Here is a 14,210-nt window from a genome sequence, read left to right as displayed (position 1 = left end):
AGTCTTTTTTGCGCCTGGTCAAGATAGGTTGTCCGGATTTGTTGTGGTGTCATCTACAACATTGTTCTGTAGTTCAATAAGCGCTACTATCAGTTATTGGAAAGAACGTATGGTTGAATTGGTAGCAAGATTTTAATGCTGTTGCCACAGCTTAATGTGCATCCTGCTGCAATCAGGCAGCTGTATGTCATCCGTCGAGGGAGAATACTTTGGAGTCGGTAAAGGTGTGGGTAGAAGCAGGTGACTCGGGTACAAAGTCGGCTTTGCCAAGCTTGGCTCGTGCAGCTGTGGGAAAGACGGTAGAGCTCAGCACCGAAGCTCTGCAGGAGGGTATCAAAACGTTTTCAGTACCGTTTGCCGACTTGCTGGATGGTCAAGCAATTGGCCTAGGCCATGCCGTGATCGATGAGATCGAGCTATCGTTGACGATCACCGCGAGCGGAGGAATTGAGCTGCTCGGTAAGGCTACGCTGGGGACACAAGCCGCTATTAAAGTGAAGCTCAAGCGAAAGTCATGATGGCGACGCCTGCTCAATTGTATTTTGAGGAGCTTGTTAAGGAGCATCCCCTGCCAGAGATTTCCATCGCTGACGTGGAGCCCCTGTGTACAGAGATAGGAGTCCAAGTCGACAGGAATGTCCTCTGCCGTGACCGAGTGGGGGAACTACTAGCGGAGCTAGAGCCTTTTCTTCCGCTAACCGTCCAGAAAATGCTGCACGATGGCCGACTCGTCGCCGGAGAGATCGGAAAAGACGCGCCTAATGCTCATGTCATAGAACTTGATAATCAACAGTATGTAGTGGTTCTTCACAGTGGGCTGTTTGAGTTTCTTTACCGTATCGCCCGACCGCTTGCGAGCGCCGTGTTTCGATCGTCTGATGACCAACAAGACCAACAAGGCATCGACTTCCCGGAATTAGCTCGAGTAGTCGCTGAAGCATTTTGGTGGCTAAAACAAACTGGCAGCAGTTTCGGTCCTGAATACCCGATCGCGGTTGAGCAGAAGATACTCGCGAGCCTTGTCGCTACTAACGCTGAGCGTTTTTTGCTGGCGCATGAGATAGGTCACGTAATTTTTGCTCTGGGTAAAGATCAGAGTGGAGTTGCCGACCAGTTCACTGATGCTGATGAAGAGCATTTTGCCGACCACTTGGCACTACAGTTCACGCTGAGCGCCGGGATGGAGGATGCCAAACGCAACGATGCAATGTCGCTCATGCTGACGTATGCTGGTGCCGAACTAGCCCTCCAAATTTGGGGGGTGATGGAGCAGATCGGCTTGTTATTTGTCGACGGCGTGCATCCTCCTACCTCTGAGCGGATCGCCATGTTACGCAGGTCGCTTCGCGACCAGTGCGAGTCAGAACAAATATTTGATTCGATCGTGATGCCCGCTGTTGTAATTGAACGCGCGTTCAATGAGGTCGCTCAGATTATTGTAAGTCCAGGAACACACGCGCCAATATATGAAGCGCAAGCAGCATCGCTCCTGAACGATCTTGAACGTTTGCTTGAGACATGTGCTGATAATCCCATCCCGGATTATTACAGCTTCTATACCGAAATGCCTGCTTTGCTTTCACATGGTTATCCGGAAGTGGTATTGATTCAGGTTTTCAGTAAGGTAGCCGAAAATTTTTCCGAGCTCTGCAGGGAGGGGAAGCAGATAGCAGATCAAACTGACGCCATTAAAAGGCTTAACCGGTACAAGCTCCTGTTGGGCTTAAGTGAAAACCTGCCGGAGCCTGCAAAATCACTCTACGGTGCATCGATTCGACAGGCCATGTTGACCTAAGGATAAGATAAAAATAAGTAGCGAACTTTATTTGGCGCAGCCGTAAAGCGTAACACCCGCTCTTGGTCGATATAAGAGGCTGCGCGTGGCGTAGGGCGCTGACTCATATCCTGACAAGAAGCAGGTTTGTTATCCTCGCCGAGCCTGCCTCAAACATCGATCGGCACCACGAAGGCGCGCAGCTCTGCCATCTTGCCGTCGCGGAAGCGCCAGACGTCACTGTAGGCGTTCTGCACCGGCTTGCCTTGCTCGTCCTTCGATTCGATGTCGCCCAGGGCGACCACGAGGTCGCCTTCCGCAACCAGTTCGCGCAAGGTGAACCTGGGCAGCTCGGCATAGCCATCCACCATCCACGCGCGCACCGCCTCCTTGCCGCGCAGAGTCTCGCCGCCGACCGTCGACCAGACGAGATCGTCGGTGCAGCATGCCAGGAATCCTTCATTGTCGCCGCGGGTCACCGCGGCGTTCGCCTTCAGCAAAACATCCTTGTTCGATGCGGACATGGTCGTCTCCGTGGTTAAAGATGAAAATGTACCGATTGTCGGCAATGCGTGGCGCTTGGCAATGGGCCGATTCCTCCCTGCTAGAATTGTTTTCCGACAGTAACCGAGAGTCTTCCATGACGCATGCAGAAACAGCATTCGCGATCAGGCCGTTCACGGCCGAAGAGTGGCCGGCCTACCGCGCAATCCGCCTGCGCGCGCTGGCCGATGCGCCTTATGCCTTTGGCAGCACCCTGGCCGCCGAAGAGGCGTTGGCGCCCGAGACCTGGGCCGCACGCCTGGCGCGCTCGACCACGTCAGGCATCGACCGCGCGCTGGCTGCCGAGATGAACGGCGCGCTGGTCGGCCTGGCCTGGGCCAAGGAGGATGGCGACGATCGCACCATCGTCAACCTGTTCCAGATGTGGGTGGCGCCCGAGGCGCGCGGGCAGGGTGTGGCCGGCGCGCTGCTCGACGAGGCGCAGCGCTGGGCCAGGGAGCGTGGGGCCCAGGCGATGCAACTGGGCGTGACCTGCACCAATGCCGAAGCGCTGCGCCTCTATGAGCGCGCCGGTTTCGTCGAGGCCGGCGTGCGCGAGCCCTTGCGGCCGGGCTCCGAACTGATGGAGCAGCGCATGCGGCTCACGTTTCCCGGCCCAGCGCACGCAGGCAGGCAATGACGCGCTTGCCCGGATAGCTCTCCGACGCAGGGCAAACGTAAGGGCGATAGCTGATGGTGCGGCGCTCGATCGTGTCCAGGTAGCGCGGGTTGTCGCGCACGAAGGCGGCGAGCGCCGCCCGCATGTCGGGGGCGAACGCCGGCAGCGCCGCCTCGATGTGCTCCACGATCTCGTCCACGTATTCGCCGACCAGATGCACGATGAAGGGAGCCGCCCAGTCTTGCGGCGCGTCCAGCAGGCGGGCCAGGCATTCCTCGCGCAGGTAGCCATCGTGGTGGCGGGTCCCGAGGCACCACGCGATGCCGCGCGCCGTGGCGTCACGGCCGGCATCGTCCAGCGGCAGGCTACGATCGAAGTAGAGGCGCGAAGGGATCGTTAGCGTCTCGCCTTCGAGCGTGACCTGGTAGGTATAGTGGAGGCCTTCGGGGCGCCACGCGGCGCTTGCCGTCAGGGCAGCTGCCGCGGGCCGCAGCGCGGCAGGGAAGGCAAGGGACAGGTCGAGCGCGGGCATTCCCGGCAATGGCATCGGCGTCGCGGCGTCAAGGTGCGTGGCGCGCACCTTCGCGGAATCGGGCATGGGATTCTCCATTTGGCCCTGCAAAGGTGCAGGGAACGATGGTAATCCAAGAAATTCATCGGCGCCAGCCATTCAATGGATCTGACAGTGTGTCGTTCCTAACTGGCGCGTTCACAATCTTGCGTGCTATATTTTTTTCATGCTCCAGTACGTCAGGCGCTGACGTCTCAAGTATTGACAGGAGGAGACATGAACCCACAAGCACCAGCGCGCCGCCTGGTACTGATCGTCGATGACGATGCGCTGCTGCGCGAATACCTGGCCGAAGTGCTGCAGCACGCCGGCCACGACATCCTCGGCGCCGGCACCGCGGCCGAGGCCTTGCGCACGATCGAAGAACGCGGGGACGGGATCGCCCTGGTCCTGCTCGACATCGAGATGCCCGGCATGTCAGGCCTGGCGCTGGCGCGCCTGCTGCGCGAAGAGACCACCATCCCCTTCATGTTCCTGTCTGCCAGCGACGATGCGGAGACGGCGCGCGCCGCCGCCGATGCCGGCGCGGTGGGCTACCTGGTCAAGCCGGTCGACGGCGCCCAGTTGCTGCCGGCCTTCGAGGCGGCGCTGGCGCGCGGCGACGACATCCGGCGCCTGCGCCGCAGCGAGGAAAGCCTGACCTCGGCGCTGGCCGCGGGACGCGAGACCAGCATCGCGGTCGGCGTGCTGATGGCGCGCTTCCACATCGACCGCCACCAGGCTTTCGACGTGCTGCGCGACGAGGCGCGCTCGCAGCGGCGCAAGATGGGCGAAGTGGCCGAGCAGATCCTGGCCGCCGAGGAAACCCTGGGCAGCGTGCATGGGGCCATCGGCGAACGATTGAGAGGCCGGGGCCGGACGTGATTTCACAAGCTTGTTATCATGTCACCTTTGCGGCGCGCTCATGGACGCGCGGTTTTTCTTCAAGCAACGGGAATACGACATGAAAACGAAGGCAGCAATTGCATGGAAGGCGGGCCATCCGCTCACGATCGAAGAGGTCGAACTCGAAGGTCCGAAGGCGGGCGAAGTGCTGGTCGAGGTCAAGGCCACCGGCATCTGCCACACCGACTATTACACGCTGTCGGGCGCCGATCCCGAAGGCATCTTCCCGGCCATCCTGGGCCATGAAGGCGCCGGCGTGGTGGTCGACGTCGGTCCCGGCGTGACTAGCCTGCGCCGCGACGATCATGTGATTCCGCTGTACACGCCGGAATGCCGCCAGTGCAAATTCTGCCTGTCGCAAAAGACCAACCTGTGCCAGGCGATTCGCTCGACCCAGGGCCGCGGCCTGATGCCCGATGCGACTTCCCGTTTTTCGCTGGACGGCCAGCCGATCTACCACTACATGGGCACCTCGACCTTCTCGAACTACATCGTGGTTCCCGAGATCGCCCTGGCCAAGGTGCGCAATGACGCGCCGTTCGACAAGATCTGCTACATCGGTTGCGGCGTTACCACCGGCATCGGCGCCGTGATCTTCACCGCCAAGGTCGAGGCGGGCGCCAACGTGGTCGTGTTCGGCCTGGGCGGCATCGGCCTGAACGTGATCCAGGCGGCCAGGATGGTGGGCGCCGACAAGATCATCGGCGTCGACCTGAACCCGGAACGCGAAGCCATGGCGCGCAAGTTCGGCATGACCCATTTCATCAACCCGACCAAGGTCGAGAACGTCGTCGACAGCATCATCGGGCTGACCGACGGCGGCGCCGACTACAGCTTCGAGTGCGTGGGCAACGTCAACACCATGCGCCAGGCGCTGGAGTGCTGCCACAAGGGTTGGGGCCAGTCGATCATCATCGGCGTGGCGGCGGCCGGCCAGGAGATTTCCACCCGTCCGTTCCAGCTGGTGACCGGCCGCGAATGGAAAGGTTCGGCCTTCGGCGGCGCACGTGGCCGTACCGACGTGCCGAAGATCGTCGACTGGTATATGGAAAACAAGATCAATATCGACGACCTGATCACCCATCACCTGCCGCTGGACCGCATCAACGAAGGCTTCGACCTGATGAAGTCGGGCGAGTCGATCCGCTCGGTCGTGGTGTATTAAACGATTCCGGCGGGCCGCCCGGCCTGCCGCATATGCATCGTTCCAGCGCGGCCTTCGGGCCGCGTTGTCATTCCGGTGACCGTTTTGCCGACTGTTCCGCGATTTCGACCGTCTGTCGCAGCGCGCTGGGCGGCGCATGCCGGATTGTCTACAGTGTTTCCATCGCCGGCTGCGTCCGGCCCATCACTGGAGACCGACCCATGTCACGCACCGCATCGCCCCACTGGAAACTGGCGCTTCCGCTTCTCGGCCTGGCCGCCATGGCCGCTTTCGCGGTGCCGACCCAGGCGGCGGCCGACGGCAAGGCGCGCGCGGTGCGCGTGGCGGCCGCGGACGAGCCGTATGCCCTGGTGCGCGACACCTCCGGCAGCTTCGACATCAGCGGCAGCAGCGACGACTGGGACGATGTGCGCGCCGCCCAGCGCGCCATCGACGGCGAATTCATCTGGTTCCGCGAAGGCGGGCGCAGCTACGTGATCCAGGATCCCGAGACCATCAAGCGGGCGCGCGCCGCCTGGGCGCCGCTTGACCGGCTGGGCGAGTTGATGAAGGTCCACGGCAAGGAAATGGAAAAGCACGGCAAGAAGATGGAAGTGCTGGGCCGCGACATGGAGCGCGCGGCGGCCAAGCCCGCCAACATGCCGAGCGAGCGCGACATGCGCGAAGTCGATGACGGCATGCAGGCGCTGAGCAAGCATATGGACCTGCTGAGCCGGCAGATGGCCGCGGCGCGCGACGATGCCGAACGCCGGATCATCCAGCAGAAAATGGCCGAGACCGGCAAGCGCATGTCCGACGCCGGCGAGCGCATCGGCGAAGCCTATAACGGCCCGCAGGCGCGCCAGCAGCGCGCTTCGATGGAAGACATCGGCCGCCAGATGGAAATCGCCAACCAGCCGATGGAAAAGCTGGGCAAGCGCATGGGCGAGCTGGGCAAGGAAATGGAGCGCGAGAGCAAGGCCGCCGACAAGACGGTGCGCGCCCTGATCAAGGATGCGCGCATGAAAGGGCTGGCCAAGCCGGTGCCGACGGCGAGCTGAACGCGTGCTTAAATCGCGACCGGCAGCATCGAACCGGTCTCGCGATAGCGCACGTGCCACGAATACGCTTTCTCGAGCACGTGCGGCGTGTGGCCGCCGCGCGCGTTCGCTTCCTCGACGTAGTCGCGCAGCATCTGCTTGTACGGCTCGGCCACGCAGTGCTCGATGATGCGCTGGGCCCGTTCGCGCGGCGCCAGGCCGCGCAGGTCGGCCAGGCCGACTTCGGTCACCACGATGTCGACGTCATGCTCGGTGTGGTCGACGTGCGAAACCATCGGCACGATGCTCGAGATCTTGCCGCCTTTGGCCACCGACTTGGTCGCGAACACCGATAGATAGGCGTTGCGCGCGAAGTCGCCCGAGCCGCCGATGCCGTTCATCATGTGGGTGCCGCCCACGTGGGTCGAGTTGATATTGCCGTAGATGTCGAACTCGAGCGCCGTGTTGATGGCGATGAGCCCAAGGCGGCGGATGACTTCGGGATGGTTGCTCACTTCCTGCGGACGCAGGACCAGGCGGTCCTTGTACTTTTCCAGCTCGGCGAACACCTGCCGTCCTTTTTCTTCGGACAGCGTGATCGACGAACCCGAGGCGAAATCGAGCTTGCCGGCGTCGAACAGGTCGAAGGTCGAATCCTGCAGCACTTCCGAGTACATGGTGAGGCCCTGGAACGGGCCGTCGATCAGGCCGGCCAGCACGGCGTTGGCGATGGTGCCGATGCCGGCCTGGATCGGCATCAGCCGTTCGGTCAGGCGGCCGGCGGCGATTTCGGCGTTGAAGAAATCGGTCAGGTGGCCGGCGATGGCGGCGGTGTCGTCGTCCGGCGGCTGGATGGTCGAGGCGCTGTCGTGCTTCTCGGTCATCACGATAGCGACGATCTTCTCGGGCGGGATGACGATCGCTGTGGCGCCGATGCGGTCGCTGACGTTCATGAGCGGCATCGGCTCGCGCTGCGGGCGGTGCTTGGGGATGAAGATGTCGTGCAGGCCTTCGAGCGCCGGCGACTGCGAGAGGTTGATCTCGACGATCACCTTGTCGGCCAGGATCGCGAAGCTGGCGCTGTTGCCGACCGACGTGGTCGGGATGATGGCGCCCGTCTCGGTGATCGCGATCGCCTCGATGATGGCGACGTCCACCGGCGCCAGCTGGCGCGTGCGCAGCAGCTCGACGGTCTCGGACAGGTGCTGGTCGGTGAACATGACTTCGCCGCGGTTGATCGCGGCGCGCAAGGTGGGATCGGTCTGGAAGGGCATGCGGCGCGCCAGCGCGCCGGCCTGGGTCAGCGCCGCGTCGGTCTCGCCGCCGAGCGAGGCGCCGGTGATCAGGGTGATCGCCAGCGGCGTGCTGCGCGCGCGTTCGGCCAGCGCCAGCGGCACCGCCTTGGCATCGCCGGCGCGGGTGAAGCCGCTGGTGCCGACGGTCATGCCGTCCTGGATCCATTCGGCGGCGCGTTCGGCGCTGGTGATGCGTTCGCGCAGCTGCGGCAGGCGGACGCGGTCGTGGGCAAGGTGGTGATCGTGGTGCATGCTTTCTCCTCAGATTCAGCTTGGTTTCGGACTCGGTGTGGCTTTGCTTTTCTCGATGGTTGTCAGGTCAGGCAGTAGTCGACCGGCTGCAGCGGCGGCGGCACGTGCTCGTCGCGCAGCGCATTGCGCAGGTCGATCTCGATGGCGCGGCAGATGGCGTCCAGCGGCAGGTCGTTGGGTTCGGTGCCGAACGGCTCTTCCAGCTCGTCGCCCAGGGCGTCCAGGCCGAAGAAGGTATAGGCCACGATGGCGACCACGAACGGGGTCATGAAGCCGATCGAGTCGACCAGGCCGAAGGGCAGCAGGAAGCAGTAGATATGGGCGGTGCGGTGCAGCAGCAGCGTGTACGAATAGGGGACGGGCGTGTTCTTGATGCGCTCGCAGGACGCGGCGGCGGCGGTCAGGCTTGAGAGGGTGTTGTCGATATTGGCCGCCAGGCAGCCTTCGATGCGCCCCTCCTTGATGCAGCGTTGCAGGTCGGCGCCCATGTGGCGCATCAGGCTGTCAGGCCTGTTGTGGGCGCGCGCCATGTCTTCATATTCGTCCGGTAGCAGGAAGGTGGCCAGGTAGGGCGAGCCGGGCTGGTCGCGCAGGTGGTCGCGCAGCGCGTGGACGAAGGCAATCGCGCGGTAGATGAGCCGAACCCGTGTATCCTGCAAGCCATTACTTGCAAGTGCAGGCCTTGGATCGTCGATCAGGCTCGTGGCCTGGCGCGCCAGGTTACGGCAGCGCAGCACCAGTTCGCCCCACAGCTTGCGGCCTTCCCAGAAGCGGTCGTAGGCGGAATTGTTGCGAAAGCCGAGGAAGATCGCGATCGGCAGCCCGATCAGCGTGAAGGGGATCGTGGTGAGGGTGATCTTGAGGTCCCACAGGTCGCCGTGCGACCAGGTGACCAGGGTGGCCACCGCAATATTGACCAGCAGGGTAGGCAGGATGCGGGGCAGGACCGAGCCGCGCAACAGGAGGAACAGCTTGAGCCCGGAAGGGCGCTCTCGGATAATCACGGTACCGACCGCATTCGCAAAAAAATAGACGGAGTCAAGGAAAACTCACTAATATATTCGCAGTTAATCACTAATATCTTAGTCAGTCAAGCGCTTGCGCTTGTGCTTGTATTCACGCGATCATTTTGATGTAGACCATTTAATAACTCGGAGCACGCATTGGCCCGCCGTATCACTCACCGCAACCTGCCCCAGCTTTTCCTGAAAGCGCGCGAATCGTTGATGTCGCATTTTCGTCCCATCCTCAACCACTTCGGCGTGACCGAGCAGCAGTGGCGCATCCTGCGCGTGCTGGACGAGCACGAACAGCTGGAGCCGCGCGAGATGTGCGACCTGTGCCAGATCCTGAGTCCGAGCATGACCGGTGTTTTATCGCGGATGGAAGAGCTGGGCCTGATCGAACGCCAGCGCGTGGCGGCCGACCAGCGCCGCATCTGGGTGCGTCTGGCGCCGAAGGGGGACAAGCTGATCGACGAGATCGCACCGCTGATCGAGCAGCAGTACGCCTTGATCGAGGCGGCATATGGCAGCGGGGTCGTCGATGACCTGTCGCGGGCGCTGGAGGGATTCATTGCGGCGCAGGCGACGCCGGTGCAGAGAGTGGAATTGCCGGCGACGACGAAGGCGGTGAACAGCCGTCGGCCTTGAACATATTGTTACCTTTAACACGTCATTCCCGCGAAGGCGGGAATCCAAGTCAGTTAGCGTCGAGGTGGCGCATGCAGATTTGGCTGCTTGAAAAAACTTAGGCCCCCGCCAAGGCGCCCGGCGAGGGCGGGGGCGACGTGCTGACGCTAGCGGCTAGCGTCAGCGTAGCGGTTCGCGCAAGCGTCCCGGTTCAGAGACGAGCGTCGATCAATGCTGATCGATCTTCCCACGCCAGCCACCAGTCTCGCTGCCGCGCTTCTCGAGCAGTTCCTTGAAGTTGGACAGGTTGGAACGCGCTTCCATGCGCACGGCGCCCAGGGCGTCGCCCAGGGTTTCCAGCGGGCCTTCCGGCTCGTAATCCATCTGCAGCGCGATGCGGGTGACGGTGTCCGAGATCTTGTGGAAGGTGACCACGCCGCCGTTCTTGACGCCGGTGACGCTGCGCCAGGCGATGCGGTTGTCCGGGATCTGCTCGGTGATCTCGGCATCCCATTCCTTGTCTTCGCCGGCCACGTTGGCCTTCCAGTGCAGGTGCTTGTCGTCCAGCTGGCGAATCTCTTTCACGCTCTTCATGAATTGCGGGAAGTCTTCGAACTGGGTGAACTGGTTGTAGGCGGTGCGCACAGGCACGTTGACTTCGATCGTTTCGACGATCGACGAGCTGGCGCCAAAGCCACGGTTTTGCTTGAGTTTCTTCGACAGCATTGCGCCGCCGACGGCCAATGCGGCCACGGTAACTACACGACCCAACATAGTGTTCTCCTTAGGTTTCGCCCCGGCGCGTTGCGCCTGGGCTCGAATGAATGCACTTGCGAACGGGGTTCGCGACCTTGTCGCGAATCTGTCATTAAAATAAGCGAAAAGACAATGGAGGGGCGCGCGGCTGGGTGTCATTTCAAAGAAGTTGCGCGATGTTAATGTAGTTTCCTGTGTGAAATCGACGACGATGCGTCGAAGGGGGATTCAGATGAGCTTGCAAGGTGGATGCTTCTGCGGGGCGGTGCGCTATGAGGCGCGCGGCGAACCTTTCAACAGCACGCTGTGCCATTGCACCGATTGCCGCAAGGCCTCGGGCGCCCCGGCCTTTGCCTGGTTCAGCGTCAGGATAACGAGCTTGCACTGGACCGCCAGCGCGCCGCAGCGCTTCCGCTCCAGCGACCACGCGCTGCGCAGTTTCTGCCCGTCCTGCGGCACCACGCTCACCTGGCACGACGAGCGCTGGCCCGACGAGATCGACCTCGCCACCGCCAGCCTGGACGATCCCGAACAGGTGCCGCCGGCCGACCATACCTTCGTGCGCAGCCGGCTGGGCTGGCTGAAGCTGGATGACGGTTTGCCGCAGTACCAGACCACGCGCTCGGAAGGTTAAATCAGTGAATTTCATGCGGACCGCATTGTGATCCGGGCAGGAAGATGCGAGTATGGAATCACTGTAACTTCTCGGAAAGCTACCGCCATGAGCGCACCATCGTCCAATCGCAAGCGCCGCCAGCTTTGCCTTGCCCTGCCGGTTGCCGCACTGGCAGGAATGGTCGGCTCCGCCGCGCAAGCGCGTCCCTGGCCGCCGGCCGGGATCGGTCACACCAACCACCATACGGGATTCGAGGTGGCGCTCAAGTTGGACATGTTCGGCGAGGTCAGCAAGCCGGTCGTGGTCGCGCAGAATGCCGAGCGCATCAAGCTGAGCGGCGTACATGCCGATACGCCATGGGCCCTGGAATTCACGATCGTCCGCGTGGGCCATGACGGCAACCTGCGTGTGCTGACCAGGTTGAGCAGTGGCGACGATGTCCTGGCCGCGCCCATCAGGACTGCCGTGGTCGGCCAGCGGGTCGTGGTGCGCGCCGATGACGAGTTCAATGTCGCCATGTTGATCAGGCGGGTGTAAGAACCTACCGGGATAGGTTCTAAGGCACAAGCCGCCGGCGCAACGAAACTGGATGGGCATACAGTAAAACGCGGCGGTATAATGGCCGGATGCAGACCCTTCTTCACAACCTTAATCCCGAACAATTGGCCGCCGTTACTCTGCCATCGCAGAGCGCGCTGATCCTTGCTGGCGCCGGTTCCGGCAAGACGCGCGTGCTGACCACGCGCATCGCCTGGCTGATCCAGACCAACCAGGTGTCGCCCGCCGGCATCATGGCGGTGACGTTCACGAACAAGGCGGCGAAGGAGATGCTGACCCGTCTGTCGGCGATGTTGCCAATCAATACACGCGGCATGTGGATCGGCACTTTCCACGGCCTGTGCAACCGCCTGCTGCGCACGCACTACCGCGACGCCGCGCTGCCGCAAACCTTCCAGATCCTCGACTCGCAAGACCAGCTGTCGCTCATCAAGCGCATGCTCAAGGCGCACAATGTCGACGACGAGAAGTATCCGGCCAAGACCTTGATGTACTTCATCAACAACGCCAAGGACCAGGGCCTGCGCGCCTCGCAAGTCGAGGCCTACGATCCGATCGAGCGCCGCATGGTCGAGTTGTATGAGTTGTACGATCAACAGTGCCAGCGCGAAGGCGTGGTCGATTTCGCCGAGCTGCTGCTGCGTTCTTACGAGCTGCTGGCGCGCAACGGCCCGCTGCGCCATCACTACCAGATGCGCTTCCGTCACATCCTGGTCGACGAGTTCCAGGATACCAATGACCTGCAATACAACCTGCTGAAAATGCTGGCGGGGCAGGGCGAGACCGGCGGTGGCGCCATCTTCGCCGTGGGCGACGACGACCAGAGCATCTATGCCTTCCGTGGCGCCAACGTTGGCAATATGTCGGCCTTCGAGCGCGACTATCAAGTGAAAAACCTGATCAAGCTGGAGCAGAACTACCGCTCGCATGGTCACATCCTGGACAGCGCCAACTACCTGATCGCCAACAACACCAAGCGCCTGGGCAAGAACCTGCGCACGGATGCGGGCCAGGGCGAGCCGGTGCGCGTGTACGAGGCCTCGTCCGACCTCGAAGAAGCGCAGTGGATCATCGAAGAGGCGAAAAGCCTCATGAACGAGGGCATGCCGCGCAACGAGATCGCGATCCTGTACCGCAGCAATGCGCAAAGCCGCGTGATCGAGCACGCGCTGTTCGCGGCCGGCCTGCCGTACACCGTGTACGGCGGCCTGCGCTACTTCCAGCGCGCCGAGGTCAAGCACGCCATCGCCTACCTGCAGCTGATGGACAATCCGCACAACGATTCGGCTTTCCTGCGCGTGGTGAATTTCCCGACGCGCGGCATCGGCGCGCGTTCGATCGAGCAGCTGCAGATGGCGGCCGACAGCTATGGCATTTCGTTGTACGCGGCCGTGCCCTATATGAGCGGCAAGGCCGGCACGGTGCTGGGCGGTTTTGTGAAACTGATCGAAGGCGCGCGTTTCGAGACCCAGCAACTGCCGCTGCCCGAACTGGTGCGCGTGGTGCTCGAGCGCAGCACCTTGCTCACGCATTACGGCAACGAGAAGGAAGGCGCCGACCGCATCGAGAACTTGGAGCAGATGGTCAATGCCGCGACCCAGTTCGTGCAAGAAGAGGGTTTCGGCATCGGCGCACCTGCCCACCTCGGCCCGCCATCCCAGGCCCAGGCCGGCGAGGCGGTGGTGTACCAGGACGGCATCGAGATCATCGACGGCGGCGCGCCGCTGCCGACCGTGATGTCGCCCCTGTCCGCCTTCCTGTCGCATGCCTCGCTCGAGGCGGGCGATGCCCAGGCCCAGGCCGGGCAAGAGGCATTGCAGCTGATGACGGTGCACTCGGCCAAGGGCCTGGAATTCGATGCGGTGTTCATCACCGGCCTCGAAGAAGGCCTGTTCCCGCACGAGAGCAGCGCGCGCGAAGCCGAGGGCGTGGACGAAGAACGGCGCCTGATGTACGTGGCGATCACGCGCGCGCGCCGCCGCCTGTACATGAGCTTTACCCAGCAGCGCATGCTGCACGGCCAGACGCGCTTCAACATGAAGTCGCGCTTCTTCGACGAGTTGCCCGAGGAAGCGCTCAAGTGGCTGTCGCCGCGCGTGCAGACCGCCTGGTTCGGGGGGCGCAAGCAGACGACGGCCTGGGACGACGCCAAATTCCGCGATGGCGGCAGCGACAACAAGATCGCGCAGCAGATCACGCAGAAATCGGGCAACGGCAGCGGCTGGCGCGTCGGTGAATCGGTGTCTCACGCCAAGTTCGGCGAAGGCGTGATCGTCAATATCGAAGGCGGCGCGGGTGCGGCGCGGGCCCAGATCAATTTCGGTTCGGCCGGGATGAAAGTGCTGGACCTGTCGATCGCGAAGCTGGAGAAGCTTGGGCGTTGAACAGGGCAGAAACGTCGTTCCCGCCACTAGCAGAAACGTCGTCCCCGCGAAGGCGCTAGGCTAAGTCCACATCTGTGCAAGCTTCCAGCCTTGCATCATGCTGCCGAAGCGTTCGAGTCCGTGCCGCATCGTGATGGGGCCT

The 14,210-nt window shown here is 62.4% G+C and carries 15 protein-coding genes; 10 read left to right on the top strand and 5 right to left on the bottom strand.

The features are described 5' to 3' along the window. Nucleotides 1–209: 209 nt before the first annotated feature. Nucleotides 210–518 (top strand): Pepco domain-containing protein, encoded by a 309-nt coding sequence (locus SOM61_RS22735; RefSeq protein WP_320476195.1) that lies wholly within the window; start codon nucleotides 210–212, stop codon nucleotides 516–518. Beyond that, a complete protein-coding gene (locus SOM61_RS22730; RefSeq protein ID WP_320476194.1) occupies nucleotides 515–1,795 on the top strand; it encodes a M48 family metalloprotease in 1,281 nt (426 codons plus the stop codon). The genes SOM61_RS22735 and SOM61_RS22730 overlap by 4 nt, the downstream gene beginning before the upstream one ends. A gap of 149 nt (nucleotides 1,796–1,944) precedes the next feature. On the opposite strand, the gene SOM61_RS22725 is transcribed toward SOM61_RS22730, so the two are convergent. Further along, nucleotides 1,945–2,298 carry a nuclear transport factor 2 family protein gene (locus SOM61_RS22725; protein WP_320476193.1) on the bottom strand — a complete coding sequence of 118 codons (354 nt, stop codon included), beginning with the start codon at nucleotides 2,296–2,298 and terminating at the stop codon, nucleotides 1,945–1,947. A gap of 116 nt (nucleotides 2,299–2,414) precedes the next feature. On the opposite strand from SOM61_RS22725, the gene SOM61_RS22720 reads away from it, so the two are divergent. Then, nucleotides 2,415–2,957 carry a GNAT family N-acetyltransferase gene (locus SOM61_RS22720; RefSeq protein ID WP_320476192.1) on the top strand — a complete coding sequence of 181 codons (543 nt, stop codon included), beginning with the start codon at nucleotides 2,415–2,417 and terminating at the stop codon, nucleotides 2,955–2,957. Here SOM61_RS22720 and SOM61_RS22715 read toward each other — a convergent pair. Then, on the bottom strand, nucleotides 2,920–3,534 hold the full coding sequence (locus tag SOM61_RS22715; protein WP_320476191.1) for a hypothetical protein: 615 nt from the start codon (nucleotides 3,532–3,534) through the stop codon (nucleotides 2,920–2,922). The genes SOM61_RS22720 and SOM61_RS22715 overlap by 38 nt on opposite strands. A 189-nt stretch (nucleotides 3,535–3,723) precedes the next feature. Between SOM61_RS22715 and SOM61_RS22710 the strand changes: the two genes are divergently transcribed. The 3 genes from SOM61_RS22710 (at nucleotide 3,724) to SOM61_RS22700 (ending at nucleotide 6,597) form a co-directional block, all read left to right on the top strand. Next, nucleotides 3,724–4,371, top strand: a complete 648-nt coding sequence (locus tag SOM61_RS22710) for an ANTAR domain-containing response regulator (protein ID WP_320476190.1) — start codon at nucleotides 3,724–3,726, stop codon at nucleotides 4,369–4,371. A 79-nt stretch (nucleotides 4,372–4,450) separates the two neighbouring features. Then, complete coding sequence (locus tag SOM61_RS22705) at nucleotides 4,451–5,557, top strand: S-(hydroxymethyl)glutathione dehydrogenase/class III alcohol dehydrogenase (RefSeq protein ID WP_109347975.1); 1,107 nt, start codon at nucleotides 4,451–4,453, stop codon at nucleotides 5,555–5,557. 200 nt (nucleotides 5,558–5,757) lie between these two features. Continuing rightward, the gene (locus tag SOM61_RS22700; protein ID WP_320476189.1) at nucleotides 5,758–6,597 is read left to right on the top strand and encodes a hypothetical protein; all 840 of its coding nucleotides are present in this window, start codon (nucleotides 5,758–5,760) and stop codon (nucleotides 6,595–6,597) included. An 8-nt stretch (nucleotides 6,598–6,605) separates the two neighbouring features. Here the strand turns inward: SOM61_RS22700 and SOM61_RS22695 are convergent, their stop codons facing one another. Continuing rightward, nucleotides 6,606–8,123 (bottom strand): acetyl-CoA hydrolase/transferase family protein, encoded by a 1,518-nt coding sequence (locus SOM61_RS22695; protein WP_320476188.1) that lies wholly within the window; start codon nucleotides 8,121–8,123, stop codon nucleotides 6,606–6,608. A gap of 62 nt (nucleotides 8,124–8,185) precedes the next feature. Further along, complete coding sequence (locus SOM61_RS22690) at nucleotides 8,186–9,127, bottom strand: bestrophin family protein (RefSeq protein ID WP_320476187.1); 942 nt, start codon at nucleotides 9,125–9,127, stop codon at nucleotides 8,186–8,188. Between the two features lie 159 nt (nucleotides 9,128–9,286). On the opposite strand from SOM61_RS22690, the gene hpaR reads away from it, so the two are divergent. Then, on the top strand, nucleotides 9,287–9,775 hold the full coding sequence (gene hpaR, locus SOM61_RS22685; protein ID WP_320476186.1) for a homoprotocatechuate degradation operon regulator HpaR: 489 nt from the start codon (nucleotides 9,287–9,289) through the stop codon (nucleotides 9,773–9,775). Between the two features lie 207 nt (nucleotides 9,776–9,982). On the opposite strand, the gene SOM61_RS22680 is transcribed toward hpaR, so the two are convergent. Continuing rightward, nucleotides 9,983–10,528 carry an SRPBCC family protein gene (locus tag SOM61_RS22680; protein WP_320476185.1) on the bottom strand — a complete coding sequence of 182 codons (546 nt, stop codon included), beginning with the start codon at nucleotides 10,526–10,528 and terminating at the stop codon, nucleotides 9,983–9,985. A 214-nt stretch (nucleotides 10,529–10,742) separates the two neighbouring features. Between SOM61_RS22680 and SOM61_RS22675 the strand changes: the two genes are divergently transcribed. From SOM61_RS22675 to SOM61_RS22665, 3 genes are all read left to right on the top strand, one after another. Then, nucleotides 10,743–11,144 carry a GFA family protein gene (locus SOM61_RS22675; RefSeq protein ID WP_320476184.1) on the top strand — a complete coding sequence of 134 codons (402 nt, stop codon included), beginning with the start codon at nucleotides 10,743–10,745 and terminating at the stop codon, nucleotides 11,142–11,144. An 87-nt stretch (nucleotides 11,145–11,231) separates the two neighbouring features. Then, nucleotides 11,232–11,663: a hypothetical protein gene (locus tag SOM61_RS22670; RefSeq protein ID WP_320476183.1), complete on the top strand. Its 432-nt coding sequence runs from the start codon at nucleotides 11,232–11,234 to the stop codon at nucleotides 11,661–11,663. Between the two features lie 89 nt (nucleotides 11,664–11,752). Beyond that, entirely contained in the window at nucleotides 11,753–14,068 is a 2,316-nt protein-coding gene (locus SOM61_RS22665; RefSeq protein WP_320476182.1) for a UvrD-helicase domain-containing protein, read from the top strand. The last annotated feature ends 142 nt before the right edge of the window (nucleotides 14,069–14,210 follow it).

Source organism: Massilia sp. CFBP9012 (assembly GCF_034045115.1).
Lineage (GTDB): Bacteria > Pseudomonadota > Gammaproteobacteria > Burkholderiales > Burkholderiaceae_D > Telluria.
Note: the sequence above shows the minus strand (reverse complement) of the source record. Positions and strands in the feature narration are given on the sequence as shown.

Coding starts and splice junctions, on each gene's coding strand:
- SOM61_RS22730 (WP_320476194.1), top strand. CDS start 515: ATGATGGCGACGCCTGCTCAATTGTATTTTGAGGAGCTTGTTAAGGAG.
- SOM61_RS22725 (WP_320476193.1), bottom strand. CDS start 2,298: ATGTCCGCATCGAACAAGGATGTTTTGCTGAAGGCGAACGCCGCGGTG.
- SOM61_RS22720 (WP_320476192.1), top strand. CDS start 2,415: ATGACGCATGCAGAAACAGCATTCGCGATCAGGCCGTTCACGGCCGAA.
- SOM61_RS22715 (WP_320476191.1), bottom strand. CDS start 3,534: ATGCCCGATTCCGCGAAGGTGCGCGCCACGCACCTTGACGCCGCGACG.
- SOM61_RS22710 (WP_320476190.1), top strand. CDS start 3,724: ATGAACCCACAAGCACCAGCGCGCCGCCTGGTACTGATCGTCGATGAC.
- SOM61_RS22705 (WP_109347975.1), top strand. CDS start 4,451: ATGAAAACGAAGGCAGCAATTGCATGGAAGGCGGGCCATCCGCTCACG.
- SOM61_RS22700 (WP_320476189.1), top strand. CDS start 5,758: ATGTCACGCACCGCATCGCCCCACTGGAAACTGGCGCTTCCGCTTCTC.
- SOM61_RS22695 (WP_320476188.1), bottom strand. CDS start 8,123: ATGCACCACGATCACCACCTTGCCCACGACCGCGTCCGCCTGCCGCAG.
- SOM61_RS22680 (WP_320476185.1), bottom strand. CDS start 10,528: ATGTTGGGTCGTGTAGTTACCGTGGCCGCATTGGCCGTCGGCGGCGCA.
- SOM61_RS22675 (WP_320476184.1), top strand. CDS start 10,743: ATGAGCTTGCAAGGTGGATGCTTCTGCGGGGCGGTGCGCTATGAGGCG.
- SOM61_RS22670 (WP_320476183.1), top strand. CDS start 11,232: ATGAGCGCACCATCGTCCAATCGCAAGCGCCGCCAGCTTTGCCTTGCC.
- SOM61_RS22665 (WP_320476182.1), top strand. CDS start 11,753: ATGCAGACCCTTCTTCACAACCTTAATCCCGAACAATTGGCCGCCGTT.